At 70.0% G+C, this 24,937-nt stretch carries 23 protein-coding genes; 10 read left to right on the top strand and 13 right to left on the bottom strand.

Annotated elements, in window-relative coordinates; genetic code table 11:
- The first annotated feature begins 3 nt into the window (after positions 1 to 3).
- From BHU06_RS08615 to BHU06_RS08625, 3 genes are all read left to right on the top strand, one after another.
- Positions 4 to 981: a transglutaminase family protein gene (locus BHU06_RS08615; RefSeq protein WP_070398776.1), complete on the top strand. Its 978-nt coding sequence runs from the start codon at positions 4 to 6 to the stop codon at positions 979 to 981.
- 175 nt (positions 982 to 1,156) lie between these two features.
- Entirely contained in the window at positions 1,157 to 3,070 is a 1,914-nt protein-coding gene (locus BHU06_RS08620) for an RHS repeat domain-containing protein (RefSeq protein ID WP_070398777.1), read from the top strand.
- 129 nt (positions 3,071 to 3,199) lie between these two features.
- Positions 3,200 to 3,667, top strand: coding sequence for a RidA family protein (locus BHU06_RS08625; RefSeq protein WP_070398778.1), 468 nt, complete (start codon positions 3,200 to 3,202; stop codon positions 3,665 to 3,667).
- Between the two features lie 17 nt (positions 3,668 to 3,684).
- On the opposite strand, the gene BHU06_RS08630 is transcribed toward BHU06_RS08625, so the two are convergent.
- Genes BHU06_RS08630 through BHU06_RS08645 form a run of 4 tightly spaced genes read right to left on the bottom strand, consistent with a single transcriptional unit; the run spans position 3,685 to position 9,345 of the window.
- Positions 3,685 to 3,864, bottom strand: a complete 180-nt coding sequence (locus BHU06_RS08630; protein ID WP_139147020.1) for a hypothetical protein — start codon at positions 3,862 to 3,864, stop codon at positions 3,685 to 3,687.
- A 4-nt stretch (positions 3,865 to 3,868) separates the two neighbouring features.
- Positions 3,869 to 4,999: a crosslink repair DNA glycosylase YcaQ family protein gene (locus BHU06_RS08635; protein WP_070398780.1), complete on the bottom strand. Its 1,131-nt coding sequence runs from the start codon at positions 4,997 to 4,999 to the stop codon at positions 3,869 to 3,871.
- Positions 5,000 to 5,032: 33 nt separating this feature from the next.
- Positions 5,033 to 7,378: a DNA topoisomerase IV subunit A gene (parC, locus tag BHU06_RS08640; protein WP_070398781.1), complete on the bottom strand. Its 2,346-nt coding sequence runs from the start codon at positions 7,376 to 7,378 to the stop codon at positions 5,033 to 5,035.
- Positions 7,378 to 9,345 carry a DNA topoisomerase IV subunit B gene (locus BHU06_RS08645; RefSeq protein WP_070398782.1) on the bottom strand — a complete coding sequence of 656 codons (1,968 nt, stop codon included), beginning with the start codon at positions 9,343 to 9,345 and terminating at the stop codon, positions 7,378 to 7,380. The genes parC and BHU06_RS08645 overlap by 1 nt, the downstream gene beginning before the upstream one ends.
- Before the next feature lie 168 nt (positions 9,346 to 9,513).
- Between BHU06_RS08645 and BHU06_RS08650 the strand changes: the two genes are divergently transcribed.
- The 5 genes from BHU06_RS08650 (at position 9,514) to bamC (ending at position 13,616) form a co-directional block, all read left to right on the top strand.
- Entirely contained in the window at positions 9,514 to 10,749 is a 1,236-nt protein-coding gene (locus BHU06_RS08650) for an MFS transporter (RefSeq protein WP_070398783.1), read from the top strand.
- Entirely contained in the window at positions 10,746 to 10,955 is a 210-nt protein-coding gene (locus BHU06_RS08655; RefSeq protein WP_139147021.1) for a hypothetical protein, read from the top strand. Before BHU06_RS08650 ends, BHU06_RS08655 begins: the two co-directional genes overlap by 4 nt.
- Positions 10,955 to 11,509: a bifunctional 2-polyprenyl-6-hydroxyphenol methylase/3-demethylubiquinol 3-O-methyltransferase UbiG gene (locus BHU06_RS08660; protein ID WP_070398785.1), complete on the top strand. Its 555-nt coding sequence runs from the start codon at positions 10,955 to 10,957 to the stop codon at positions 11,507 to 11,509. The genes BHU06_RS08655 and BHU06_RS08660 overlap by 1 nt, the downstream gene beginning before the upstream one ends.
- A gap of 69 nt (positions 11,510 to 11,578) precedes the next feature.
- Positions 11,579 to 12,466, top strand: a complete 888-nt coding sequence (gene dapA, locus BHU06_RS08665; RefSeq protein ID WP_070398786.1) for a 4-hydroxy-tetrahydrodipicolinate synthase — start codon at positions 11,579 to 11,581, stop codon at positions 12,464 to 12,466.
- Positions 12,467 to 12,497: 31 nt separating this feature from the next.
- On the top strand, positions 12,498 to 13,616 hold the full coding sequence (gene bamC, locus BHU06_RS08670) for an outer membrane protein assembly factor BamC (protein ID WP_070398787.1): 1,119 nt from the start codon (positions 12,498 to 12,500) through the stop codon (positions 13,614 to 13,616).
- A 28-nt stretch (positions 13,617 to 13,644) separates the two neighbouring features.
- Here the strand turns inward: bamC and BHU06_RS08675 are convergent, their stop codons facing one another.
- Positions 13,645 to 14,169 carry a hypothetical protein gene (locus tag BHU06_RS08675; RefSeq protein ID WP_070398788.1) on the bottom strand — a complete coding sequence of 175 codons (525 nt, stop codon included), beginning with the start codon at positions 14,167 to 14,169 and terminating at the stop codon, positions 13,645 to 13,647.
- 13 nt (positions 14,170 to 14,182) lie between these two features.
- On the bottom strand, positions 14,183 to 15,331 hold the full coding sequence (locus BHU06_RS08680) for a cupin domain-containing protein (RefSeq protein ID WP_070398789.1): 1,149 nt from the start codon (positions 15,329 to 15,331) through the stop codon (positions 14,183 to 14,185).
- A 38-nt stretch (positions 15,332 to 15,369) separates the two neighbouring features.
- On the opposite strand from BHU06_RS08680, the gene BHU06_RS08685 reads away from it, so the two are divergent.
- Positions 15,370 to 15,909 (top strand): peptidylprolyl isomerase, encoded by a 540-nt coding sequence (locus BHU06_RS08685; RefSeq protein WP_070398790.1) that lies wholly within the window; start codon positions 15,370 to 15,372, stop codon positions 15,907 to 15,909.
- Positions 15,910 to 16,023: 114 nt separating this feature from the next.
- Here BHU06_RS08685 and dut read toward each other — a convergent pair whose 3' ends face one another.
- The 7 genes from dut to xseB form a co-directional block, all read right to left on the bottom strand.
- A complete protein-coding gene (gene dut, locus BHU06_RS08690; protein ID WP_070398791.1) occupies positions 16,024 to 16,473 on the bottom strand; it encodes a dUTP diphosphatase in 450 nt (149 codons plus the stop codon).
- A gap of 10 nt (positions 16,474 to 16,483) precedes the next feature.
- Positions 16,484 to 18,283, bottom strand: coding sequence for a TRAP transporter large permease subunit (locus BHU06_RS08695; protein WP_070399200.1), 1,800 nt, complete (start codon positions 18,281 to 18,283; stop codon positions 16,484 to 16,486).
- 11 nt (positions 18,284 to 18,294) lie between these two features.
- Positions 18,295 to 18,891: a TRAP transporter small permease subunit gene (locus BHU06_RS08700; RefSeq protein ID WP_070398792.1), complete on the bottom strand. Its 597-nt coding sequence runs from the start codon at positions 18,889 to 18,891 to the stop codon at positions 18,295 to 18,297.
- Positions 18,892 to 19,040: 149 nt separating this feature from the next.
- Positions 19,041 to 20,120 (bottom strand): TRAP transporter substrate-binding protein, encoded by a 1,080-nt coding sequence (locus BHU06_RS08705; protein ID WP_070398793.1) that lies wholly within the window; start codon positions 20,118 to 20,120, stop codon positions 19,041 to 19,043.
- A 170-nt stretch (positions 20,121 to 20,290) separates the two neighbouring features.
- The gene (gene dxs / locus BHU06_RS08710; protein WP_070398794.1) at positions 20,291 to 22,198 is read right to left on the bottom strand and encodes a 1-deoxy-D-xylulose-5-phosphate synthase; all 1,908 of its coding nucleotides are present in this window, start codon (positions 22,196 to 22,198) and stop codon (positions 20,291 to 20,293) included.
- Positions 22,199 to 22,231: 33 nt separating this feature from the next.
- A complete protein-coding gene (locus BHU06_RS08715) occupies positions 22,232 to 23,215 on the bottom strand; it encodes a polyprenyl synthetase family protein (RefSeq protein ID WP_239478268.1) in 984 nt (327 codons plus the stop codon).
- Positions 23,212 to 23,463, bottom strand: a complete 252-nt coding sequence (gene xseB / locus BHU06_RS08720; protein WP_070398796.1) for an exodeoxyribonuclease VII small subunit — start codon at positions 23,461 to 23,463, stop codon at positions 23,212 to 23,214. Before xseB ends, BHU06_RS08715 begins: the two co-directional genes overlap by 4 nt.
- A 242-nt stretch (positions 23,464 to 23,705) precedes the next feature.
- On the opposite strand from xseB, the gene BHU06_RS08725 reads away from it, so the two are divergent.
- On the top strand, positions 23,706 to 24,866 hold the full coding sequence (locus BHU06_RS08725) for an aromatic ring-hydroxylating dioxygenase subunit alpha (protein WP_070398797.1): 1,161 nt from the start codon (positions 23,706 to 23,708) through the stop codon (positions 24,864 to 24,866).
- Positions 24,867 to 24,937 lie beyond the last annotated feature (71 nt).

The following is a 24,937-nucleotide window of genomic DNA, read 5'->3' on the forward strand; positions in this document are numbered from 1 at the left end:
GCCATGAAACTGCGCGTCCTGCACCGCACCACCTACCGCTACCAAAGCGCGGTGGACATGGCGCAGCACATGCTGCACCTGAGCCCGCGCGCCAGCGCGCTGCAGCGCGTGCTGGCGCACCGCATCGCGATCGAGCCCGAGCCGGCCACGATGCACCAGAGCACCGACGCCTTCGGCAACCAGCGCCGCTTCTTCGCCCAGCAGGCGCCGCACGACACCTTGAGCGTGCTGGCCGACAGCACGGTGATGACCGCCGCGCCGCGCCCCCTGCCCGAAGACGCGCCCTGGCGTGGCATGACCTGGGAGCGCGTGCGCGAGCACTTCCGCTACCGCGTCAATGCGCCCTACGAGGCCGCGGCCGAGTTCCTGTTCGCTTCGCCCCTGGTGGAACGCGACGAGGCCTTCGTCCAGTGGGCGCGCCCGGCCTTCGCGACCGGCGCGCCGGTGCTGCAGGCGGCGCGCGCGCTCATGGAGCGCATCCACGGCGAACTGCAGTACGACAGCGCCAGCACCGAGGTCAGCACGCCGCCGCTGGAGGCCCTGGCCCAGGGCCGGGGCGTGTGCCAGGACTTCGCCCACATCATGATCGGCTGCCTGCGCAGCCTGGGGCTGCCCGCGCGCTACGTCAGCGGCTACCTGCTCACCCAGCCGCCGCCCGGCCAGCCGCGCCTCATCGGCGCCGACGCCTCGCACGCCTGGGCCGCCGTCTACGTACCGCGCGAGGACGGCGGCGACGGTGAGTGGTTCGACTTCGACCCCACCAACAACCGCTGCGGCTGGGGCAGCCCGGGCGAGGACTACGTGACCCTGGCCATCGGCCGCGATTTCAGCGACGTCTCGCCCATGCGCGGCGTCATCCAGGGCGGCGCCCAGCACACGCTGGACGTGGCCGTGACCGTGGCCCCGCCGGGCGAGCTGGAAGGCCGTGACCTGGATACACCCACACAAGCGATGCCCGGCGCAACAGCGCCGCCTCCCTGATCCCTTCCGCCACGCGCGGGCCAACCCGTCGCGCAGGTGGGCACGCGGCCTGGCGATTCGTGAATTTTGGTTAAAGCCCCCGCCGACAGTCCGGACGCCCTGGGCCCTCGCCTGATGTGATCGCGCGCTCGTGCCGCCGGCACGGGCGTTTCGGATCGCATCGGGGGGACGGGGCATGCACAGACATCACCTGTGGGAGGGGCTCAAGGCCGCGCGCAGCCGCGCCCAACATGGGCTGGGCCTGCTCGCCCTTGTGCTGCTCTTCGGCCAGCCGCCGACGGCCCAAGCCGCCTGCGACCCCAGCGTGAGCTGCTGCGCCGGTGCCCCCAGCACCGGCAGCCCCTGCGGCGGGGCGGGCGCGGCCACCCTGGGCAACACCTCGGGCGTGGACAGCGGTGCGGGCAACCCCCTCAATGTGCTGGGCGGCAACAAGTTCCAGCGCGAGGTGGACATGCCCGCGCTGCCCGGCGTGCTCGGCCTGGAACTCATCCGCTACTACAACAGCGCCGACACCGAGCGCCACATGCTGGGGCGCGGCTGGCGCCTGAGCTACGAGACCACGCTGCGCGTGGGCACCGGTGCGCTGGCGGGCACGCTGGAAGTCGTGCAGGCCGATGGCACGCGCATCGCCTTCGCCCTGCCTCCAGACGAACGCCAAGGCCCAGGCCAGGACCAAGGCGATCTCTACCGTGGCCTGAACCCGCTGCAAGGCCTGGTGCACCGACTGCACACGCCGCGCGGCAGCGAGTACCTCTGGCGCTGGGCCGACGGGCGCCAGCTGCGCTTCAACACCCGGGGCCAGCTGGAGCAGATCCGCGCGCCCAGCGGCGAATTCCTCAGCCTGCGCTACGACGGGCGCGGCTGGCTCAGCGAAGTGATCGACCCCGCCGGGCGGCGCCTGCGCCTGCATGTGCTGGACAAGGCCAGCGCCCAGGACCCGCAGCGCTACCGCGGCGTGCAGGGCATCGACACGCCCGTGGGGCGCTTCGGCTACGAACACGGAGGCTCCTTACCCGAAGGCTCCAGCGCCAAACCCGGTGAGCCCATCGCCAACCTCACGCGGGTGATCTACCCCAGGCCACAGCCCAGCGATGGCGCCACCCCGCCACCCACGCTCGGTCGCCTGTACCACTACGAGGACCCGCGCTTTCCGACGCTGCTCACCGGCATCAGCGCACAGCGACTGAGCCGCCATGGCCAAGCCCGCAACGAGCGCCTAAACACCTGGGCCTACGACGAAGAGCGCCGCGCCATCCTCAGCTTCAAGGGCGAACGCCCTTCGAGCACGACTGGCGCGGCGGTCGCCACAGGGCAGGAACAAGTCAGCCTGCAACACGGAGACGTGATGACGCGAACTGATTGGATGTCGATCGCGATGGTGATGCTGGTGATTGCCCTCCCTACCCACGGACAGGAGGTGCCAATCAGCGCGAGCGCCTCAAACGTCGAAGCTACATCATTGACGATTGATCTGCCGACGTGTAAGCGTGACATGAAGGCTTGGAAGGCGTTTTCTCCTTGGGCATATCTGCGTAAGGAAGGTGACTCGGAGGCAACGGTCGCGAGATTGACTCGGCACTGGAAAAGAGAAGACGCCGTCGATGTAACCTGGGTGGACATCGACGGCGACGGCTGGTGCGATGCGATTACATCGGGCGACATAGAGCCCTACAAAAACGCCAAGGGCAAGCCCGTGTTGCTGTTCGAGCCCCGGGCAATCTTTCTGCGAACGAGTCAAGGCTTCAAGCCCTTCCAGGAAAATATGATCACCGGAGAGTACGAAGGCAGCTCTTTCACGGTTTACTGGGACACCGAATCCCACTCCGCCGCCATCTACTCGCGCATATGGCAAGGCAATCTCATTGCGGGGCTGGGGCCCGGCGACGACGCCTTTCATTTCCGCCAGATGATGCGCGCCTCGTTCGCCGCTCACAAAGCCGGCAACGTCGATGAAGAGAGTCAGTACGCCACCGAGGTCGAGCCCTTCCTCTATACCTCCAGGTACCTGCCCCGCGCGGTGGTCAAGCGCATCTGGGCCGAAGAGGCCCAACGTGCAGGCGTGGATTTGGCGTTTCCTTACGCCGATTGAGCGTCGAGGTGTTGGGCCCAGCCAAAGAAGCCGCGGCGTGTCCCTCGCACGCAGCCATCCATCACGCCCATGGGGCGCCACTAGAATGGCCCGCTCTTTTTCGCCATTCCCATTCCCTAGGAGCGACCGATGAGCGCACTCGCCAAGCTCAAGCAACTGGGCATCACCCTGCCCCCCGTGGCCACCCCGGCCGCCGCCTACGTGCCCTTCGTGCAGACCGGCCAGTTGGTGTTCATCAGCGGCAACATCGCCCGCAAGGACAACAAGGCCTGGGTCGGGCAGCTGGGCCTGACCATGGAAACCGACGAGGGCAAGGAGGCCGCGCGCAGCGTCGCCATCGCCCTCATGGGCACGCTGCAGGCCGCCTGCCAGGCCTCGGGCAAGACGCTGGACGACGTCAAGCGCATCGTCAAGGTCATGAGCCTGGTCAACAGCGCCCCCACCTTCACCGAACAACACCTGGTCACCAACGGCTGCAGCGAGCTGCTGGGCGAGGTCTTCGGCGACGCCGGCCTGCACGCGCGCAGCGCCTTCGGCGTGGCGCAGCTCCCCATGGGGGCCTGCGTGGAGATCGAGTTGATCGCGGAGCTGAACTGAGGCTCGGCGTCTGAGGTTCAGCGTTGGCGGCGCGCGTTCGCGCGCCGCACCTGCCGGCTCTGGCCGGCGGCTTGCTTCGCCTTCTCCCGTTCCGCGCGCCGCTGGGTGAAGTACCTCGTGGCGTAGCGGGACACGGCGAACGCCAGCACCCCAACCGCGACCGCAATCACCACGCCGGTGAGTTCGCCAGATGGCATCGTTTCACTCCTGGGGCCCGCCCACGGCGCGCCCATAACCCGACAGAAATGCCTCGAAGCGCGCCAGCTCCTCGTCGAGCGCGCGCTTGAAGGCGGCGTCGCGCGGCGCCCGGCCCGACACGAAGCCCAGCTCGCGCACCAGGCGCCCGCGCTCCAGGCGCAGATTGGCCCAGCCCAGCACCTGTTCTCCCCACAGCAGCGGCAGCGCGTAGTGGCCCATGGTGCGCCGGGGCGCGGGCAGGTAGGCCTCGAAGCGGTAAGCCCAGCCCCACAACATTTCGAAGCGGCGGCGGTCCCACACCACGGGGTCGAAGGGCGCGAGCAGTCGCAGGCCTGTCCCATCCGGCTGGTGGCGGCGCGAGGCGGGGTTTTCGTCGGCCGGCCAGAACCAGGTGGTGCCGTCGACCACCGCGTGGCCGTAGCGCGTGCGCGCGGCCGTGGCCACGGCGCGGGCCTCGGCCGCGAGCTGCGGCGCGCCGTAGCGCAGCAGCGTGACCAGGTAGCCGAGGCTGGGCGCGGGCAGCGGCGCGTAGAGGTTCACGATGGTGTCGACCAGCGCCTCGGCGCGCGCCCGCCGCGCGGCGGGACTGTCGTCCTGCGCGGCGTGCTCCATGGCCTGGTACAGCCGCGTGCCGCCTTCGCGCCGGCGCACGCGCAGCCAGCCGTGGTAGTGCATGTGGTCCAGCAGGCGCGTGCTGGCGTTCAGGTCGCCGCCCCAGTAGCCGGCCACGCGGCCGTGGTGGGCGAAGGCCTCGCCCACCTCGCGCGGGTGCGCCAGGCCGCGCTCGCGCACGAAATCGAGCACGGCCCGCGCGCGCTGGGTGGTGTCGGCGTCCCAGGCCTGGCGCGGCGTGCGCGGGTGCAGCAGGGCCAGCATGCCGCGCGGCACGAAGCCGTAGTTGACGAAGGCGTCTTCCTCCAGGCCCAGGCGCTCGTAGCGGCGCTCCAGGTCGCCCGCACGGTAGTCGCGCACGCGCTGGAACAGGATGAGGTCCTGCGCGCGCGCCGGCGCGCGCATGGGGTCGGCCTGCACGAAGCCCAGCCGGCGCACCGCGGCCGGCAGCGCCAGCGGCCTGAACAGGCTGCGCGCGATCGCGTGGCGGCGCAGCGCGTCGAGGGTCAGGGGCTTGGCCATCGGCAACGGAAGGAACCGGTGTGGCCGCGCGGCTTACTCGACCCGCGTGACCCGCGAAGGTTTGAAGCCCAGGTCCGCCGCCTTGCCCTTGCGGCCGCGCGCGGCGCGGGCGTTGTTCAGGCTGCGGATCTCCAGCGTTTCCTCGCGCTCCTTGCCGCCGCGGCCAACGCCTTCGATCTTCACGCTGCGGATGTAGGCGGCGGCGCCGGCCAAGGTGTCCTTGGGCTCCAGGTCGATCAGCATGAGGCCGCGGCCGCCCTTGTCCATCTGCTTGAGTTCGGTGATCTCGAAGGTGAGGATGCGCCCGCCCGTGGAGGCGCAGCACACGTGCGTGGCCGGCACCAGCGGCTGACCGCCCGAGGAGAAGGCCGCGTGCGAGGGCGCGCAGGGCGTCTCGCCCTCGCCCAGGCTGATGAAGGTCTTGCCGCCGCGCTGGCGCGACACCATGGACTCCACCGTGGCGATGAAGCCGTAGCCGCCGCTGCTGGACAGCAGCAGCGCCGCGTTCGCCGGTCCCGCGAAGTAGTGCAGCGGCTGGGTGCCGCTTTCCAGGTCGATCAGCGTGGTGACGGGCTGGCCGTCGCCGCGCGCGCCGGGCAGGCTGGCCACGGGCACCGAATAGACGCGGCCGTTGCTGCCGATCACGATGAGCACGTCCACCGTGCGGCATTCGAAGGTGCCGTACAGGCCGTCGCCGGCTTTGAAGGCGAAGGCCGAGGCCTCGTGGCCGTGGCCGGTGCGCGCGCGCACCCAGCCCTTGCTGGACACCACCACGGTGACCGGCTCGTCCACCACCTTGATCTCGGCCACGGCCTTCTTCTCGGCCTGGATCAGCGTGCGGCGCTCGTCGGCGAAGGCCTTGGTGTCGGCCTCGATCTCCCTGACCATCAGGCGCTTGAGGCTCGCGGGGTTGGCGAGGATGTCCTCCAGCTTGGCCTGTTCCTCGCGCAGGTTCTTGAGTTCCTGCTCGATCTTGATCGCCTCCAGCCGCGCGAGCTGGCGCAGGCGGATTTCGAGGATGTCCTCGGCCTGGCGGTCGCTGAGCCGGAAGGCCTCGATCAGCGCGGCCTTGGGCTCGTCGCTGTGGCGGATGATGCGGATCACCTCGTCGATGTTGAGCAGCACGAGCTGCCGGCCTTCGAGGATGTGGATGCGGTCCAGCACCTTGTCGAGGCGGTGCTGGGAGCGGCGCGTGATGGTGGCCTGGCGGAATTCGATCCACTCCACCAGCATCTGCCGCAGCGATTTTTGCACCGGCCGGCCGTCGAGCCCGATCACCGTGAGGTTGATCGGCGCCGAGGTTTCCAGGCTGGTGTGCGCCAGCAGTTGCGTGATGAGCTCCTGCTGCTCGATGCGGCTGCTCTTGGGCTCGAACACCAGGCGCACCGGCGCGTCCTTGCTGGACTCGTCGCGCACGCCGTCGAGCACCGCGAGGATGCTGGCCTTGAGCTGGTTCTGCTCCTGCGTGATCGCCTTCTTGCCGGTCTTGAGCTTGGGGTTGGTGAGCTCTTCGATCTCTTCCAGCACCTTCTGCGTGCTGGTGCCCGGCGGCAGCTCGGTCACCACCATCTGCCACTGGCCGCGCGCCAGGTCCTCGATCTTCCAGCGCGCGCGCACCTTGAGGCTGCCGCGGCCGCTGCGGTAGGCGTCGGCGATGTCGCCGGCCGGGCTGATGATCTGGCCGCCGCCCGGGTAGTCGGGGCCGGGCACCAGGGCGAACAGCTCTTCGTCGCTGAGCCTGGGACTCTTGATCAGCGCCACGCAGGCCTCGGCGACCTCGCGCAGGTTGTGGCTGGGCACCTCGGTGGCCAGGCCCACGGCGATGCCGCTGGCGCCGTTGAGCAGGTTGAAGGGCAGACGCGCGGGCAGCTGCCGCGGCTCGGTGGTGGAGCCGTCGTAGTTGGGCACGAAGTCCACCGTGCCCTCGTCGATCTCGTCGAGCAGCAGGCCGCTGATCTTGGCCAGGCGGGCCTCGGTGTAGCGCATGGCCGCGGCGCCGTCGCCGTCGCGCGAGCCGAAGTTGCCCTGGCCATCGATGAGGGGGTAGCGCTGCGCGAAGTCCTGCGCCATGCGCACCAGGGCGTCGTAGGCGGCCTGGTCGCCGTGCGGGTGGAAGCGGCCGAGCACGTCGCCGACCACGCGCGCGCTCTTGACCGGGCGCGCGGCCGCGTTGCCGCTGTAGCCCAGGCCCATGCGCTCCATGCTGTAGAGGATGCGCCGCTGCACCGGCTTCTGGCCGTCGCACACGTCGGGCAGCGCGCGGCCCTTGACGACGGACAGCGCGTACTCGAGGTAGGCGCGCTGGGCGTAGGCCGCCAGGCTGTCGTCGGGTTCGGCCGCGGGCGCCAGCGGCAGTTCGGGGGTGTTCACATCAGACATCAGATATCCACCTCCACGGCGTCACCGTGAAGTTCCATGAGTTCGCGCCGCGCCGCGGCTTCGCCCTTGCCCATCAGCTGGGTGATGCGCGCCTCGGTGGTGGCGAAGTCGTGCGCGCCCAGGGTGACGGGCAGCAGGCGGCGGGTGTCGGGGTTGAGCGTGGTGTCCCAGAGCTGCTCGGCGCTCATCTCGCCCAGGCCCTTGAAGCGGCTGACCTGGCACTTCTCGGCCGGCACGCCTTCCTTGGCGGCCTTGTCGAGCGCGGCGTGCAGCTCGCCATCGTCCAGCGCGTACACCTTGGCCGCGGGCTTCTTGCCGCGTGCGGGAATGTCCACGCGGAACAGCGGCGGGCGCGCCACGTAGACGTTGCCCGATTCGATCAGCTTGGGGAAATGGCGGAAGAACAGCGTCAGCAGCAGCACCTGGATGTGCGAGCCGTCGACGTCGGCGTCGGACAGGATGCAGACCTTGCCGTAGCGCAGGCCGCTCAGGTCGGGCGAGTCGTTGGGGCCGTGCGGGTCGACGCCGATGGCGACCGCGATGTCGTGGATCTCGTTGTTGGCGAACAGGCGGTCGCGCTCCACCTCCCAGGTGTTGAGCACCTTGCCGCGCAGCGGCAGGATGGCCTGGCATTCCTTGTCGCGGCCCATCTTGGCGCTGCCGCCGGCCGAGTCGCCCTCGACCAGGAAGATTTCGTTGTGGCTGAGGTCGCGGCTTTCGCAGTCGGTGAGCTTGCCGGGCAGCACGGCCACGCCGCTGCCCTTGCGCTTCTCCACCTTCTGGCCCGCGCGCTGGCGCGTCTGCGCCGCCTTGATGGCCAGTTCGGCCAGCTTCTTGCCGTGTTCCACGTGCTGGTTGAGCCAGAGCTCCAGCGCCGGCCGCACGAAGCTGGACACCAGGCGCACCGCGTCGCGCGAGTTCAGGCGCTCCTTGATCTGGCCCTGGAACTGCGGGTCGAGCACCTTGGCCGAGAGCACGTAGCTGGCGCGCGCGAACACGTCCTCGGGCAGCAGCTTCACGCCCTTGGGCAGCAGGGCGTGCAGCTCGATGAAGCTCTTGACCGCCTGGAACAGGCCGTCGCGCAGGCCGCTGTCGTGCGTGCCGCCGGCGCTGGTGGGGATGAGGTTGACGTAGCTCTCGCGCACGGGCGCGCCGTCCTCGGTGAAGGCCACGCACCAGGCGGCGCCCTCGCCCTCGGCGAAGCTGTCGTGGCCGGCCTCGGCGAAGCCCTCGCCTTCGAACATGGGGATCACCGGATCGGCGGTGAGCGTCTGCTGCAGGTAGTCGCGCAGGCCGCCCTTGTACTGCCAGGTCTGCGTCTCCTTCGTCTTCTCGACCACCAGCTGCATGGTCACGCCGGGCATGAGCACGGCCTTGCTGCGCAGCAGGTGCACCAGCTCGTTCATGGGCAGCGTGGCCGATTCGAAGTACTTCGCATCGGGCCAGGCGCGCACCGAGGTGCCCTGCTTGCGGTCGCCCTCGCCGCGCGGCGCCACGGCCAGCGGCTCGATCACGTCGCCGCCGGAGAAGGCCAGGCGCGCCACCTGGCCGTCGCGAAAGCTGGTGACCTCCAGCCGTTTGGACAGCGCGTTGGTCACGCTCACGCCCACGCCGTGCAGGCCGCCCGAAAAGCTGTAGGCGCCGCCCTTGCCCTTGTCGAACTTGCCGCCCGCGTGCAGGCGGGTGAACACCAGCTCGACCACCGGGGCCTGTTCCTCGGGGTGCAGGCCGAAGGGAATGCCCCGGCCCTCGTCTTCCACGCCAACCGAACCGTCGGCGTGCAGCGTGACCTTGATCTTCTTGCCGAACCCCGCCAGCGCCTCGTCGGCCGCGTTGTCCAGCACTTCCTGAATGATGTGCAGCGGGTTGTCGGTGCGGGTGTACATGCCCGGCCGCTGCTTGACCGGCTCCAGCCCCTTGAGGACGCGGATGGAGCCTTCCGAATAGGTGGAGGGGGTGCTTGCCATGGGCGCGGATTGTAGGGGCGGACGGCGAAAACCACTGGATGGATTCCCAGCCCTTCTGTCGGCGCGGGCCGGCGATGCCCTGCGCGCAACAAAAACGCGCAGAAATTTCAATCGCCCCTGCCTCCCCCGCGACGCCCGGGGCGAATGGCCCTTGGGCACAATCCGCCGATGACCACCGCCACCCCGGGCGCGCCGCGCCTCTCCGCCACCCAGGTCCTGCTCTGCGGGGCCCTGATCGTCACCTTGTCCATGGGCATCCGTCACGGCTTCGGCCTGTGGCTGCAGCCCATCACCCAGGCCCAGGGCTGGACGCGCGAGACCTTCGCCTTCGCGCTGGCGGTGCAGAACCTGGCCTGGGGGGTGTTCGGCATCTTCGCCGGCATGGCGGCCGACCGCTTCGGCGCCTTCCGCGTGCTGCTGGTGTGCGCCGGCCTGTATGCCCTGGGCCTGGCGGGCATGGCGCTGTCCACGTCCACCCTGTCGTTCGCGCTCACCACGGGGGTGCTGATCGGCGCGGCCCAGGCCGGCACCACCTACGCCGTCATCTACGGCGTGATCGGCCGCCAGATCGCGGCCGAGCGCCGCTCCTGGGCCATGGGTGTGGCCGCGGCCGCCGGCTCCTTCGGCCAGTTCCTCATGGTGCCGGTGGAAGGCTGGCTGATCGCGGGGCTGGGCTGGCAGAACGCGCTGCTGGTGCTGGCGGTGGCGGTGCTGCTGATCGCGCCGCTGGCCATGGGCCTGCGCGAGCCCGGTTTCGCGGGCAGCGCGCCGGCCAGGCGCGAGCAGACCATCGCCCAGGCCCTGCGCGAGGCCTTCCAGTACCGCAGCTTCCAGCTGCTGATGGCGGGCTATTTCGTCTGCGGCTTCCAGGTGGTGTTCATCGGCGTGCACATGCCCAGCTACCTCAAGGACAACGGGCTGTCGCCCCAGGTGGCCAGCTACGCGCTCGCGCTCATCGGCCTGTTCAACGTCATCGGCACCTACGCCGCTGGCGCGCTGGGCCAGCGCATCGCCAAGCGCCACATCCTGGCCTTCATTTACCTGGCGCGCGCGCTCGCCATCGCCGGCTTCCTGTGGGCGCCGCTCACGCCCCTGAGCGTGTACGTGTTCTCCTCGGTGATGGGCCTGCTGTGGCTGTCCACCATCCCGCCCACCAACGCCACCGTGGCGCAGATCTTCGGCGTGGCCCACCTGTCCATGCTGGGCGGCTTCGTCTTCTTCAGCCACCAGATCGGCAGCTTCCTGGGCGTGTGGCTGGGCGGCTACCTCTACGACCGGACCGGCAGCTACGACATCGTCTGGTACATCGCCATCGCCCTGGGCGTGTTCGCGGCCATCGTGAACCTGCCGGTGCGCGAGGCGCCGATCCTGCGCGGGCCGCGGCGCGTGGGAGCCAGCGCATGAACATGGACCCCCACGCTCCGCCGCTGTGCGGGTCGCTGCCCCCCGGGGGGGCTGAGCCGCCTTCGGGCGGCCGGGCGGCGGCTCGGCTGTGGCAGCGCGGCCTGGTCTGGACCGCGGCGCTCGCGGGCCTGCTGGCCACGTTCGCCCTGTACCAGCGGCCCGACTTCCTCGTGGACCTCGCCGACCGGCTCTGGAGCTGCTTCTGATGCACGGCACGCCAGTGCCATCGGCCTGGGTACGGCGCTGGTCCCACCTGGTGCCGGCGGGCGGTGCGGTGCTGGACGTGGCGTGTGGCCACGGACGCCACCTGCGCTGGTTCGCGCAGCGCGGCCACCCGGTGACGGGCGTGGACCGGGACCCCGAGGCCATCGCCGCCATCCAGGGACTGGGCCGCGCCGTGCAGGCCGACATCGAGAACGGCCCCTGGCCTTTCGAGGGCCAGCGATTCGCCGGCGTGGTGGTCACCAACTACCTGTGGCGCTCGCTGATGCCCCGCCTCCTGGACAGCGTGGCCGAGGGCGGCGTGCTGATCTACGAGACCTTCGCCATCGACCACGCCAGCGTCGGCAAGCCCTCGCGGCCCGACTTCCTGCTGCGCCCCGGGGAACTGCTCACGGCCGCCAGCGGTCTTCGCATCGTGGCCTATGAAGACGGTTTCTGCGCGGCCCCCGACCGCTTCGTGCAGCGCCTGGCGGCGGTGCGCGAAACCCGTTCCCGCGAGGCAGCACCCGCTCGGTACCCCCTGGATGCCGCTGGGTAGAATGCTCCGCTTATCCGCCCCTCGAGGGCGTCCAGCGCGCGCCCGGCCGCGCTGACACACCGATCCGCCATGCAAATGATCACCGGCAGCATCGTGGCCCTGGCCACCCCGTTCAACCCCGACGGCAGCGTCGACTACCCCGGCCTTCGCAAGCTGGTCGACTGGCACATCGCCGAAGGCACCGACTGCATCGGCGTGGTCGGCACCACGGGCGAATCGCCCACGGTCACGGTGGAAGAGCACTGCGAAATCATCCGCGTCGCGGTGGAGCAGGCCAACAAGCGCGTGCCCATCATGGCCGGCTGCGGCGCCAACTCCACGGCCGAGGCCATCAACCTCGCCAAGTTCGCGCGCGGCGTGGGGGCCGACTGCCAGCTGCAGGTGGTGCCTTACTACAACAAGCCCACGCAGGAAGGCCAGTTCCAGCATTTCAAGGCCATCGCCGAGGCCACGGGCGACCTGCCCATCGTGCTCTACAACGTGCCCGGCCGCACCGTGGCCGACATGCAGCTCGACACCGTGCTGCGCCTGAGCCAGGTCAAGGGCATCGTCGGCATCAAGGAAGCCACCGGCAACATCGAGCGCGCCCAGTGGCTCATCCGCGAGGCGCCGGCGAACTTCGCCATCTACTCGGGCGACGACCCCACCGCCGTCGCCCTCATGCTCTGCGGCGGCCACGGCAACGTGAGCGTCACCGCCAACATCGCGCCGCGCGCCATGCACGAGCTCTGCGTGGCCGCCGTCGCGGGCGACGCGAAGCAGGCCATGGCCATCCAGAAGCGCCTGCTGCCCCTGCACAAGCAGCTCTTCTGCGAATCCAACCCCATTCCGCTCAAGTGGGCCATGGCCCGCCTGGGCCTGTGCGGCGAGACCATGCGCCTGCCGCTCACGCCCATGTCGCGCCAATACGTGCCGCAGGTCGAAGCCGCGCTGCGCGAGTCCGGCCTGCTGAGCTGATTCCCCCCATCCACCGATGCCCCGCCCTTCCATGCCTTCGTCCGCCGTCCGCACCGTGAGCCAACTCCATCGCCTGGGCCTGATCGCGTGCGCCGCGCTGCTCGCCACGGGTTGTTCCATCCTCAAAGAGGACAAGATCGACTACAAGACCGCGCAGGAAGGCAAACGGCTGGACGTGCCGCCCGACCTGACGCAGCTCAGCCGCGAGTCGCGCTACGTGGTGCCGGGCTCGGCCGTCACGGCCAGCGGCTTCCAGGCCGGCCAGGCCAATGCCGCCGCCGCGCAGGGCAGCGGCACCGCCACCGTGGAGGTGGGCGACGTGCGCATCGAACGCGCCGGTTCGCAGCGCTGGCTGGTGGTCAACCGCCCGGCCGGCCAGCTGTGGGGGCCCATCCGCGACTTCTGGCAGGAGAACGGCTTCCTGCTCGAAACCGACCAGGAAACCCTGGGCATCATGGAAACCGACTGGGCCGAGAACCGCGCCAAGCTGCCGCAGGACATCATCCGGCGCACCATCGGCCGCCTGTTCGACAGCCTCTATTCCACCGGCGAGTACGACAAGTTCCGCACCCGCCTGGAGCGCAACGCCAGCGGCGGCACCGAGATCTACATCACCCACCGCGGCATGGTCGAGGTCTACACCAACCAGCGCGAGAACCAGACCGCGTGGCAGCCCCGCCCGGCCGACCCGGAGCTCGAAGCCGAGTTCCTGCGACGCCTGATGGTCAAGCTCGGCGTGAGCGAGACCCAGGCCCAGGCCGTGGCCGCCACCGCGCCCGCGAAGTCACAGGCCGCGCGCGTGACCACGGTGAACAACCGGCCCGCGCTGCAATTCGACGACAACTTCGACCGCGCCTGGCGCCGCGTGGGCCTGTCGCTGGACCGCAGCGGCTTCACGGTGGAAGACCGCAACCGCAGCGAAGGCACCTACTTCGTTCGCTACGTGGAACCGGCCAAGCCGGGTGAGAAGCCCGGCTTCTTCGCCCGCATGTTCGGCGCCGACGACAAGCAGCCCACGCCGCAGCGCTACCGCATCGTCGTCAAGAGCGAGGCCGAGCTGACCACGGTGTCGGTGCTCGACGCGCAGGGCCAGCCCGACGCGTCGGCGAACGCGCAGCGCATCGTTCAGCTGCTCGCCGCGGATCTGTAAACACCCCCGCCGCGCGTCGCGCGCGGCCTTACAGGCCCAAGGTAGTCGGCGCGAAGGCTGGCCGCCCCTTCATCCACCACTCGTCCAGGCGCTCGTGCAGCGCCACGCGGCGCTCGGGCGCGCGGCTGGCCACCAGGCTGCAGCGCACCGGGTCCAGTCGTTCCAGCGTCCAGTCCGCGGTCCAGATCACGCCGGGCAGTTCGTGCGGCGAGGCCTGGGGCACGGCGTGGGCCTCGATCAGGTGGGACCAGGTGGTGCGCCAGGCCGTGAAGCGCGGGTGCAGCGTGCGCAAGGCGCTGAAGTCGCGCGCCAGCAGGCGCATGCGGCGCCCCCGCTGGGCCCAGGCGTTCAGCCCCGCGATGACCGAGCGCTCCCCGAGCGGCCAGTCGGCGAAGTCATCGTCCACCAGCCAGAGCATCGGCCAGGCCTGCGAGGCCGCCACGCCAATGGCCTGGCGCACCGCGTCGGCGAAGGCCACGCGGCCGACCAAGCGGCCCTCGGGCAGTTCCACCGGATCGGGCGCGGGGCTGTCGCGGGCTTCGGTGTCGGGCATGGGCCTCCCTCGCTCACTCGGGTTCGTGGTGCAGCCAGCCGGCCGCGAACCAGTCGGCCAGCACGGCCAGGGCTTCGGCGCTGGCGCTCCGGGTATCGCCCGCGCTCAAGCGTCGCTGGTCGGCCAGGCGGCGCATGAGGCGCGCGTCGGCGCCACCGGCGCGCAGGCCTTCCCCATTGATGAACACGTGGCGGTCGTCGTACATCATGCGCGTGCGCCGATCCAGCCGCAAGGCGCCGGGCGTCCAGGCGCCGGCGGGCTCGTCGAACCAGGTGTGGGGCTTGGGCTCGGTCATCACCTCGCCCAGGGCCAGCGCCAGCGCATCGCGCTCGCCCAGCAGGCGCTGCAGCGCGTCGGCCGCGAAGGCCTGCAGGCCCTCGGGCAGCCGGGCGGGCTGCGCGGTGGCGGCCTGCGCCGGGTCGCGGTAGAGGGTGTCGTCCTCCAAGGCATCGGCCATGCGCTGCAGCAGTTCGCCGGCCAGACCGCCGCGCTGCGGCGCGCGAAAGCCGATCGAGCAGGTCATGCAATCACCGCCCACGGCCTCGCCGTCGTGCGCCCAGCGCGGGGGCAGGTAGAGCATGTCGCCGGGCTCCAACACGAACTCTTCTTCGGGCTCGAAGTGCTGGAGGATCTTGAGCGGCACGCCGGGCCGCAGGCTCAGGTCCTTCTGGCGGCCGATGCGCCAGCGCCGCCGGCCCGTGGCCTGCAAGAGGAAGACGTCGTAGCTGTCGAAATGCGGGCCCACGCCGCCGCCCTCGCTGGCCCAGGACACCATGAGGTCGTCCAGCCGCGCGTCGGGCACGAAGCGGAAGCGCTGCAGCAGCGCGTGCGCGGCGTCGCTGTGCAGGTCCACGCCCTGCACCAGCAGCGTCCAGCGCGGCCGGTTCTGCGGCGGCAGCGCGCGCCGCGCGAACGGGCCGTGGCGCAAGCCCCAGCCGGCGCGGGCGTGCTCGACGAGCCGCGACTCGACACCCTCCCGCCCGGCCAGCTCGAACAGGGCGGCGCGCGCCAGCGGCGGCTGGAAGCCGGGGATGGCCTGGCGGATCAGCAGGGGCTTCTTCTGCCAGTGGCGGCGCATGAAGCGCTCGGGGCTCAGGCCGCCGAGCAGGGCCAGCGGTTCGTCGGACAGGGGGGCGGGCCTCGGGCCGGTGTTGGGGCTCATGGGAGAATTGTCCGATGAAATCCGACGCCGCTTCCCCGATGGCCGTGACGCCCCAGTGCGTCGTGGCGCTCTCCTGGACCCTGAAGGACACGCTGGGCGAGGAACTCGACGTGCTGGAGGAGCCGGTCGAATTCCTCGTCGGCGGCAACGACCTGCTCGGCAAGATCGAAGAGGCCCTGCAGGGCCACGTGGCCGGCGACACGCTGGACCTGCACCTGGAGCCGCTCGACGCCTTCGGCGACTACGACGACCAGCTGCTGTTCCTGGAGCCGCGCGACCGCTTCCCCAAGCAACTGGAAGAGGGCATGGGCTTCGAGGGCCTGCCGCCCGGTTGCAACCCCGCCGCGCCGCGCGACCGCCTCTTCTTCGTGAGCGACATCTACCCCGACCACGTGGTGCTCGACGGCAACCACCCGCTCGCGGGCATCGCCATCCGCATCCACCTCAAGCTGCACGCGGTGCGTGAGGCCACGGAGGAAGAGATCGGCCAGGGCACGCTGGGCGCGGGCTTCTTCCGCACCCAGCTGGACGTGACGGACCCGGCGCAGTCGCCGCCGGTCCCGCCCACCCTGCACTGACAAGAAACACCCCCGCCGCGCTTCGCGCGCCCCCTCAAGGGGGCGGCGCCTGCGGCCCGGCAAAGCCGGTTCCGCGGCGCTTCTTGGTGGCGTGGCTGGTGCGGCGGAGGTTCTTCAGCCTCGTCCTGTCGAGCCGTAGCCGCCCGCCCCGCGCGCGCTCTCGGCCGCGAAGTCGTCGACCACGTTGAAGCGCGCCTGCACCACGGGCACGATGACCATCTGCGCCAGGCGCTCCATGGGCTCGATGGTGAAGGCCACGTCGCTGCGGTTCCAGGCGCTCACCATGAGCTGGCCCTGGTAGTCGCTGTCGATCAGGCCGACCAGGTTGCCCAGCACGATGCCGTGTTTGTGGCCCAGGCCCGAGCGCGGCAGGATCAGCGCCGCGTAGCCCGGGTCGGCCAGGTGGATGGCCAGGCCCGTGGGCACCAGCTGCCAGGCGTTGGGCGCCAGGTGCAGCGGGGCGTCCAGGCAGGCGCGCAGGTCCAGCCCGGCGCTGCCCGGTGTGGCGTAGGCCGGCAGCTGGCCCGCCATGCGCGGGTCGAGGATCTTGACGTCGATCTGCATGCGCTCGGCCTCAGTTGCCTTTGGGTTTCAGCGCGTCTTCCAGCGCCTTGTTCGGGTCGACCTCCGCCGGCGCCGCTTCTTCGGGCTCGGGCTTGAGCCCGTCGGCGGACGGCTCTGCCGACGGCGTCTCTTCCTCCGTGCCGTAGCCGCTGTCCTCGGACGGTGGCGCCATGTCGCGCAGCAGCTCCTGCACGGCCTGGTTGTCCACCTTGACGGGCGCGCCCAGGCTGCCGACCACGATGCCCGGGTTGAGCATGACCACCGCGACCATGATCAGTTGAAGGACGATGAAGGCGATCGAGCCCTTGTAGATCTGCGCCGTGGTGACGGCCGGGATCAGCTGGCCGGTGACCTTGTCGGTGTAGTCCTGCCGCGCGGCCACGCTGCGCAGGTAGAACAGCGCGAAGCCGAAGGGCGGCGTGAGGAAGGAGGTCTGCATGTTCATCGCCAGGATCACGCCGAACCAGATCAGGTTGATGTCCAGGCTCTGGGCCACGGGCACCAGCAGCGGCACCACGATGAAGGCGATCTCGAAGAAGTCGATGAACATGCCCAGCACGAACACCAGGAAGTTCACGACGATCAGGAAGCCCATCTGCCCGCCGGGCAGCTTGTCGAACAGGTGCTCGACCCAGATGTGGCCGTCGGCCGCGTTGAAGGTGAAGCTGAACACCGTGGAGCCGATCAGGATGAACAGCACGAAGATGGACAGCTTGGTGGTGCTCTCCAGCGCCTCGCGCAGCAACTTGAGGCTCAGCGTTCGCCGGCCCGCGGCCATGATGAGCGCGCCCAGCGCGCCCATGGCGCCGCCCTCGGTGGGCGTGGCCACGCCCAGGAAGATGGTGCCCAGCACGAGGAAGATCAGCACCAGCGGCGGGATCAGCACAAAGGTCACCTGCTCGGCCAGGCGCGAGAGCAGGCCCAGGCGGAACAGGCGGTTGAGCAGCGCCAGCACCAGCGCCAGTACCGACGCGACGCTGATGGACATGATCACCACCTCGTCGCCACCGGGCGCCATCTGGCGACCGATCAGGGGATTGATGATGGCCTCGTGGTTGCGGGCCCAGAACCAGCCGGCCACCGCGCAGATCACCAGCAGCACCAGCAGCGAGCGGTGGCCCGAGGCGCCGCTGGGCTCCGAGTAGATGCGCGCTTCCTTGGGCAGCGCCGGCACCCACTTGGGCAGCACGATGGCCACCACGGCGATGAACAGCAGGTACAGGCCCACGAGCATCAGACCCGGGACCAACGCGCCGGCGTACATGTCGCCCACCGAGCGGCCCATCTGGTCGGCCAGCACGATCAGCACCAGCGAGGGCGGGATGGCCTGCGCCAAGGTGCCCGAGGCCGTGATGGTGCCCATGGCGATGGTGCGGTTGTAGCCGTAGCGCAGCATGATGGGCAGCGAGATCAGGCCCATGGAGATGACTGCGGCGGCGACCACGCCGGTGGTGGCCGCGAGCAGCGCGCCCACGAGAATCACCGCCACGGCCAGGCCACCGCGCACCGGGCCGAACACCTGGGCCACGGTCGACAGCAGCGCCTCGGCCATGCGGCTGCGCTCCAGGATGATGCCCATGAGTGTGAAGAACGGGATGGCCAGCAGCGTCTCGTTCTGCATGATCCCGAACACGCGCAGCGGCAGGGCCTGGAACAGGCCGGGCGGAAAGAGCCCGATCTCCATGCCGACGTAGCCGAAGAACAGGCCAGTGGCCGCGAGGGCGAAGGCAACCGGGAAGCCCGACAGCAGGAAGGCCAGCAGGCCGCCGAACAGCAAGGGCACGAAGTTGTGGGTAAGGAATTCGACCATGGCGCGCTCGCTCAAGCCTTCTTATGGGAGGCGGTGTCGGCCTCGGACATTTCTCGCACCAGGAAATCGGCCTCTTCGGGCTCCTTGTGGGCCAGCACGTCGGGGCCTTGGCCGCTCAGAAACGCCGCGCGCTTGACGATCTCGGAGCAGCCCTGCAACAGCAGGATGGCAAAACCCAGCGGAATCAGCAGGTACACCGGCCAGCGGATGAGGCCGCCGGCGTTGGACGACATCTCGCCCGACGCCCAGGCGCGCGCGAACACGGGCCAGCCTTCGTACATCATGAGCAGGCACAGGGGCGCGAGGAAGATGACGATGCCGGCGATGTCCACCCAGTTGCGTTGGCGCGCGCTGAACTTGGACGACAGGAAGTCGATGCGCACGTGCGCGTTGCGCAGGAAGGCGTAGCCGCCGCCCAGCAGGAACACCGCGGCGAACAGGTACCACTGCACCTCCAGCCAGGCGTTGGAGCTGGTGCCGAACACCTTGCGGACGATGGCGTTGACCGCGCTGATGAGCGTGGCCGCGAGAACGAACCACATCATCAGGCGGCCGATGCGGTCGTTGATGGCGTCGATGAGTCGAGAGATCGAAAGTAAGGCTTGCATGTGAACCCCATGGGTATGGGCGTGGGCCGCGCGGCGGTGGCCGCTTGGCCGGGGCGCCCCGCGGGCGTGTCACCCGCGGGACAGGGGCCACGAAGGCCCGAGAAAAAAACCCCGCCGTGGCGGGGTGCCGGCCCGGGGGCCGGCGAGGCTCAGAGCTTAGCCGATTGCATGTAGCGGTCGAACTGGGCCTCGGTGAAGCGGAACCACAGGTTCTGGTCCCGGCGGAAGTTCGAATAGTCGGCGTAGATCTTCTTCCAGTGGGGGTTGGAGGCGTTGAGCTCCTCGTACAGGCCCATGGACTCCTTGAAGGCCAGGTCCATGATCGGCTTGGGAAAGGCCAGCACCTTCGCACCGCCGGCCACCAGGCGCTTGAGGGCCGCGGGGTTGCGCGCGTCGTAGCGGGCCTGCATCACCGTGTGGGCGTGCGAGGCCGCGTTCTCGACCATGGCCTTGTGTTCGGCCGACAGGCCGTTGTAGGCGGCCTTGTTGACGTAGAACTCGAGCTGCGCGCCACCTTCCCACCAGCCCGGGTAGTAGTAGTTCTTGGCAACCTTCTGGAAGCCCAGCTTCTCGTCGTCGTACGGGCCCACCCATTCGGTGGCGTCGATGGTGCCCTTCTCCAGCGCCTGGTAGATCTCGCCGCCGGGGATGTTCTGCGGCACGCCGCCCATGCGCGTGAGCACCTGGCCGGCGAAGCCGCCAATGCGCATCTTCAGGCCCTTGATGTCGGCCGCGGTCTTGATTTCCTTGCGGTACCAGCCGCCCATTTGCGCGCCGGTGTTGCCGCCGGGGAAGTTGACGATGTTGTACTGGTCGTAGAACTCGCGGAACAGCTTGAGGCCGTTGCCGTCGTACATCCAGGCCGTGAGCTGGCGGCTGTTCAGGCCGAAAGGAATGGCCGTGGCCATGGCGAAGGTCGGGTCCTTGCCGAAGAAGTAGTAGGGCGCCGTGTGGCCCATCTCCACCGTGCCGGCCTGCACCGCGTCGACGACGCCGAGCGCCGGCACCAGTTCGCCCGGCGCGTGCACGCTGACCTCGAACTTGCCGCCCGACATCGCCTTGATGCTGGTGGCGAAGACGTCGGCGGCGCCGTGGATGGTGTCCAGTGCCTTGGGAAAGCTGGATGTCAGGCGCCAGCGGATGGTGGCCTGGGCGTGCACCGCAGGCGCGATGCCGGCGGCGAGCACGCCGGCGACTCCGGCATGCCGGATAAGAGAACGACGGTCCATGTGTTTCAACTCCGTGGTGGTTATGTCGGCCCGCCACTGCGTGCGGGCGCCCCAGAGGGCCACGGAATTCTAGAAATCGGCCCCGCGCTCACCTCGGGGGTTTTCCCTCGAAGCGAGGGCTTGTCCGGGGGGAAGCGTTCAGCCTGGCGTCAGGCTGAGTCCGGCCTGGGTCAGGCCACGACCTTCAGGCCCGACGCACCGTCCAGGAGCGCGCCGAAGCGCTCGCGCACGCTGCGCTCGATGCCGGCGGCGTCCAGGCCCTGCAGGGACAGCAGCTTGGCCGGATCGCCGTGTTCGATGAAGCTGTCGGGCAGGCCCAGCGCCAGCACCGGCAGCGCCAGGCCCTCGGCCTGCAGCGCCTCCATCACGGCGCTGCCGGCGCCGCCCATGACGCTGCCCTCTTCCACCGTGACGATGGCCTCGTGCGTGCGCGCGATCTCGCGCAGCAGGTCGGTGTCGAGCGGCTTGGCCCAGCGCATGTTCGCCACCGTGGCGCCCAGCCGCTCGGCCGCGCCGAGCGCCGGGTAGAGCAGCGTGCCGAAGGCCAGGATGGCCACGCGGCGGCCCTTGCGGCGCAGTTCGCCCTTGCCGAAAGGCAGGCCGTCCAGGCCCTCGGGCTGGGCCGCGCCCACGCCCGCGCCGCGCGGGTAGCGCACGGCCACCGGATGGTTCTGCGCGAAAGCGGTGGACAGCAGCTGGCGGCACTCGGCCTCGTCGGCCGGGCAGGCCACCGACACCTGGGGAACGCAGCGCAGGTAGGCAATGTCGTAGGCGCCCGCGTGCGTGGCACCGTCGGCGCCCACCAGGCCCGCGCGGTCGAGCGCGAAGACGACCGGCAGGTTCTGCAGCGCCACGTCGTGGATGAGCTGGTCGTAGGCGCGCTGCAGGAAGGTGGAGTAGATCGCCACCACCGGCTTGAGGCCTTCGCAGGCCAGGCCGGCCGCGAAGGTCACGGCGTGTTGCTCGGCGATGCCGACGTCGAAGTAACGGTCGGGGAAGCGGCGCTGGAACTCGACCATGCCCGAGCCCTCGCGCATGGCCGGCGTGATGCCGACCAGGCGCGAATCGGCCGCGGCCATATCGCACAGCCACTGGCCGAAGACCTGCGTGAAGGTGGTCTTGGGCGGCGTGGCGGGCTTGGTCAGGCCCACGGCGGGGTCGAACTTGCCGGGGCCGTGGTAGGCCACCGGATCGGCCTCGGCGAGCTTGTAGCCCTGGCCCTTCTTGGTGACCACGTGCAGGAACTGCGGGCCCTCGTGGGCGTCCATGAGCTGGCGGATGTTCTCCAGCGTGGGGATCAGCGAGTCGAGGTCGTGGCCGTCGATGGGGCCGATGTAGTTGAAGCCGAATTTCTCGAACAGCGTGGCCGGCACCACCATGCCCTTGGCCTGCTGCTCGAACCGCTTGGCCAGCTCGAACAGCGGCGGCGCTCCCTTGAGCACCTGCTTGCCCACGTGCTTGGCGGCGGCGTAGAACTGCCCGCTCATGAGCTGCGCGAGGTAGCGGTTGAGCGCGCCCACGGGCGGCGAGATCGACATGTCGTTGTCGTTGAGCACGACCAACAGCTTGCCGTCGGCCACGCCTGCGTTGTTCAGTGCCTCGAAGGCCATGCCGGCGGTCATGGCGCCGTCGCCGATGATGGCCACCGCGCGGCGGTCCTCGCCCTTGGCCTTGGCCGCCAGGGCCATGCCCAGCGCGGCCGAGATGCTGGTGGACGAGTGGGCGGTGCCGAAGGTGTCGTACTCGCTCTCGTCGCGGCGCGGGAAGCCGCTGATGCCGCCGAGCTGGCGCAGCGTGTCCATGCGGTCGCGCCGGCCGGTGAGGATCTTGTGCGGGTAGGTCTGGTGGCCCACGTCCCACACCAGCCGGTCCTCGGGTGTGTTGAAGACGTAGTGCAGCGCGATGGTGAGCTCGACCGTGCCGAGGTTGGAGCTCAGGTGCCCGCCGGTGCGCGCCACGCTGTTGAGCAGGAACTGCCGCAGCTCGTCCGCCAGCGGCTTGAGCTGCGGGCGCGTGAGCTGGCGCAGCTGCGCCGGCGATGAGATGGTGTCGAGCAAGGCGGTGATCGGTGCGTTCATGGAGCGTCGTCGTTCACGGACGGTTCTCGGGCCTCAGCTGGCGCGGTGGGCCACCCAGTCGGCCAGGGCATGCAGCGTGCCAGGCCGCTCGAGGCCGCTGCGGTCCAGCGCGGCGTGGGCGCGCGCCAGCACATTGTCGGCATAGGCCTGGGCCGGCCCCAGCCCCATGAGCGACACGAAGGTGGGCTTGTCGGCCGCGGCGTCCTTGCCCGCGGTCTTGCCCAGCGTGGCCGAATCGGCGGTGACGTCGAGGATGTCGTCCACCACCTGGAAGGCCAGGCCGACGCAGGCGCCGTAGTCGGCGAGTGCGGCCAGGGTGTCGCGCGCCACGGCGCCGGTGGCCGCGCCCATGGTGACGCTGGCCTGCAGCAAGGCGCCGGTCTTGCGCCGGTGCATGGCCTCCAGCTGGCGCTGGTCCAGGGCGATGCCCACGCTGGCCAGGTCCACCGCCTGGCCGCCGGCCATGCCGTCGGCCCCGGCGGCCAGCGCCAGCAGGCGGCACAGGCGCGCGCTCATGGCGTCGCCCAGGCTGCCGTCGCCGGGCACCAGCAGCTCGAAGGCCAGGGCCTGCAGGGCATCGCCCGCGAGCAGGGCCTGGGCCTCGCCGAACTTCACGTGCACCGTGGGCTTGCCCCGGCGCAGCACGTCGTTGTCCATGCAGGGCATGTCGTCGTGCACCAGGGAGTAGGCGTGGATGAGTTCCACCGCGCAGGCCGCGCGCATCGCGGCGTCGGCCTGGCCGCCCACGGCCTCGCAGGTGGCCAGCACCAGCAGCGGGCGCAGGCGCTTGCCGCCGTCGAGCACCGCGTAGCGCATGGCCTCGCCCAGGCCGGCGGGGGCGTCCAGGGGCACCCAGCCCGACAGCGCCTGCTCCACCGCGGCCTGCTGCGCGCTGCGCCACTGCACGAAGGTCTGGTCCAGCACCGCGCGAGCCGCCGCCGGGCCGCCCCAAGACGGCTCAGCCCCCTGGGGGGGCCGCGACTCGCGCAGCGAGGGAGCGTGGGGGGCCCCGTTCATTCGGCCTCCCAGGGCTTGCTCTGCCCGGCCTCGAACACCTGGATCTGCTGCTCCACCGCCTGCAGACGGTCGCGGCAGAAGGCCAGCAGCTCGGCGCCGCGCTGGTAGCGCGAGAGCAGTTGGTCAAGGGGCAACTGGCCGGCGTCGAGCTGGGCAACGAGTTGCTCGAGTTCCTGCAGCGCGGCCTCGTAGCTGGGGGCCACGGGCGGTGTCTCGGCGGGGGCCTTGCGGGCGGGCGGTGGCGTCATGGGCCTCGTGGGAAAGAAACCCCTGGGGGGCATTCGAGACAAAGCGGCCATTTTAGCGAGGGGGCATTTCCGCCGCCCCACGCCCGATGCACCCCAGGGGTACAATCCGCGCTCTTTTTTTCCGAAACGACGGGCCCTGCGGGCCCGGAGGGACGCACCCACACCCATCCCGCGCGAATTCGTCTGACGAGCACAGCGCTTCCCTGCCCCTTCATAGGGGGAGTCTTTAGGTCAGGACAAGCATGTCTGATTTGAGTCTTCAACTTCAGCAGGCCAAAAGCCAATTCCCGGTGTCGAGTTACTTCGACCAGGCGCTGTTCCAGCGCGAGCTGGAGACGATCTTTCAGCGCGGGCCCCGCTACGTGGGGCACGCTCTCTCCGTTCCGAACATCGGCGACTACCACGCCCTGCCGCAAGAGGGCGGAGGCCGCGCACTGGTGCGCACGCCCTCGGGCGTCGAGCTGATCTCCAACGTCTGCCGCCACCGCCAGGCCATCATGCTCAAGGGCCGCGGCAACCTGCAGGGCCACCAGCCCGGCCACGCGGGAGGCAACATCGTCTGCCCCCTGCACCGCTGGACCTACAGCGGCACCCACACGCCCGCCGGCGCCGGCCCCGCCGGCCAGCTGCTGGGCGCGCCCCACTTCGCGCACGACCCCTGCCTGAACCTCAACAACTACCGGCTGCGCGAGTGGAACGGCCTGCTGTTCGAGGACAACGGCCGCGACATCGAGGCCGACCTGGCCGGCATGGGCCCGCGCGAGACGCTGAGCTTCGAGGGCATGGTGCTCGACCACGTCGAACTGCACGAGTGCAACTACAACTGGAAGACCTTCATCGAGGTCTATCTTGAGGACTACCACGTGGGGCCCTTCCATCCGGGCCTGGGCAACTTCGTCACCTGCGAGGACCTGCGCTGGGAGTTCCGGCGCGAGTACTCGGTGCAGACGGTGGGCGCGCAGAACCTGCTCGGCCAAGCTGGCAGCCCCACCTACCAGCGCTGGCACGATGTGCTGATGAACTACCGCCAGGGCCAGCTGCCCGAGCAAGGCGCGATCTGGCTCACCTACTACCCGCACATCATGGTGGAGTGGTACCCGCACGTGCTGACCGTCTCCACGTTGCACCCTATCGGCGTGGACAAGACGCTCAACATGGTGGAGTTCTACTACCCCGAGGAAATCGCCGCCTTCGAGCGGGAATTCGTCGAGGCGCAGCGCGCGGCCTACATGGAGACCTGCATCGAGGACGACGAGATCGCCGAGCGCATGGACGCGGGCCGCAAGGCCCTGCTGGCGCGCGGCGACAACGAGGTCGGCCCCTACCAGAGCCCCATGGAAGACGGCATGCAGCACTTCCACGAGTGGTACCGCGAGAAGATGGGCACGGCCTTCGCCGGCTGATATGCGCATCTACGCGAACAGGTTTCGCCGCCGGGCCGCCCCAAGGCGCAACGCCCCCCCTCGGGGGGCAG

Source organism: Hydrogenophaga sp. PML113 (assembly GCF_001777155.1).
Lineage (GTDB): Bacteria > Pseudomonadota > Gammaproteobacteria > Burkholderiales > Burkholderiaceae_C > Hydrogenophaga > Hydrogenophaga borbori.

Excerpts from the sequence above, each read along its gene's own strand:
- dxs (WP_070398794.1), bottom strand. The coding sequence starts at position 22,198 with ATGAACGCACCGATCACCGCCTTGCTCGACACCATCTCATCGCCGGCG.
- BHU06_RS08685 (WP_070398790.1), top strand. The coding sequence starts at position 15,370 with ATGGCCGTGACGCCCCAGTGCGTCGTGGCGCTCTCCTGGACCCTGAAG.
- parC (WP_070398781.1), bottom strand. The coding sequence starts at position 7,378 with ATGTCTGATGTGAACACCCCCGAACTGCCGCTGGCGCCCGCGGCCGAA.
- BHU06_RS08695 (WP_070399200.1), bottom strand. The coding sequence starts at position 18,283 with ATGGTCGAATTCCTTACCCACAACTTCGTGCCCTTGCTGTTCGGCGGC.
- BHU06_RS08635 (WP_070398780.1), bottom strand. The coding sequence starts at position 4,999 with ATGGCCAAGCCCCTGACCCTCGACGCGCTGCGCCGCCACGCGATCGCG.
- BHU06_RS08675 (WP_070398788.1), bottom strand. The coding sequence starts at position 14,169 with ATGCCCGACACCGAAGCCCGCGACAGCCCCGCGCCCGATCCGGTGGAA.
- BHU06_RS08700 (WP_070398792.1), bottom strand. The coding sequence starts at position 18,891 with ATGCAAGCCTTACTTTCGATCTCTCGACTCATCGACGCCATCAACGAC.
- BHU06_RS08650 (WP_070398783.1), top strand. The coding sequence starts at position 9,514 with ATGACCACCGCCACCCCGGGCGCGCCGCGCCTCTCCGCCACCCAGGTC.
- BHU06_RS08615 (WP_070398776.1), top strand. The coding sequence starts at position 4 with ATGAAACTGCGCGTCCTGCACCGCACCACCTACCGCTACCAAAGCGCG.
- bamC (WP_070398787.1), top strand. The coding sequence starts at position 12,498 with ATGCCTTCGTCCGCCGTCCGCACCGTGAGCCAACTCCATCGCCTGGGC.
- BHU06_RS08625 (WP_070398778.1), top strand. The coding sequence starts at position 3,200 with ATGAGCGCACTCGCCAAGCTCAAGCAACTGGGCATCACCCTGCCCCCC.
- BHU06_RS08705 (WP_070398793.1), bottom strand. The coding sequence starts at position 20,120 with ATGGACCGTCGTTCTCTTATCCGGCATGCCGGAGTCGCCGGCGTGCTC.
- xseB (WP_070398796.1), bottom strand. The coding sequence starts at position 23,463 with ATGACGCCACCGCCCGCCCGCAAGGCCCCCGCCGAGACACCGCCCGTG.
- BHU06_RS08620 (WP_070398777.1), top strand. The coding sequence starts at position 1,157 with ATGCACAGACATCACCTGTGGGAGGGGCTCAAGGCCGCGCGCAGCCGC.
- dapA (WP_070398786.1), top strand. The coding sequence starts at position 11,579 with ATGCAAATGATCACCGGCAGCATCGTGGCCCTGGCCACCCCGTTCAAC.
- BHU06_RS08715 (WP_239478268.1), bottom strand. The coding sequence starts at position 23,215 with ATGAACGGGGCCCCCCACGCTCCCTCGCTGCGCGAGTCGCGGCCCCCC.
- BHU06_RS08645 (WP_070398782.1), bottom strand. The coding sequence starts at position 9,345 with ATGGCAAGCACCCCCTCCACCTATTCGGAAGGCTCCATCCGCGTCCTC.
- BHU06_RS08660 (WP_070398785.1), top strand. The coding sequence starts at position 10,955 with ATGCACGGCACGCCAGTGCCATCGGCCTGGGTACGGCGCTGGTCCCAC.
- dut (WP_070398791.1), bottom strand. The coding sequence starts at position 16,473 with ATGCAGATCGACGTCAAGATCCTCGACCCGCGCATGGCGGGCCAGCTG.
- BHU06_RS08630 (WP_139147020.1), bottom strand. The coding sequence starts at position 3,864 with ATGCCATCTGGCGAACTCACCGGCGTGGTGATTGCGGTCGCGGTTGGG.
- BHU06_RS08725 (WP_070398797.1), top strand. The coding sequence starts at position 23,706 with ATGTCTGATTTGAGTCTTCAACTTCAGCAGGCCAAAAGCCAATTCCCG.
- BHU06_RS08680 (WP_070398789.1), bottom strand. The coding sequence starts at position 15,331 with ATGAGCCCCAACACCGGCCCGAGGCCCGCCCCCCTGTCCGACGAACCG.
- BHU06_RS08655 (WP_139147021.1), top strand. The coding sequence starts at position 10,746 with ATGAACATGGACCCCCACGCTCCGCCGCTGTGCGGGTCGCTGCCCCCC.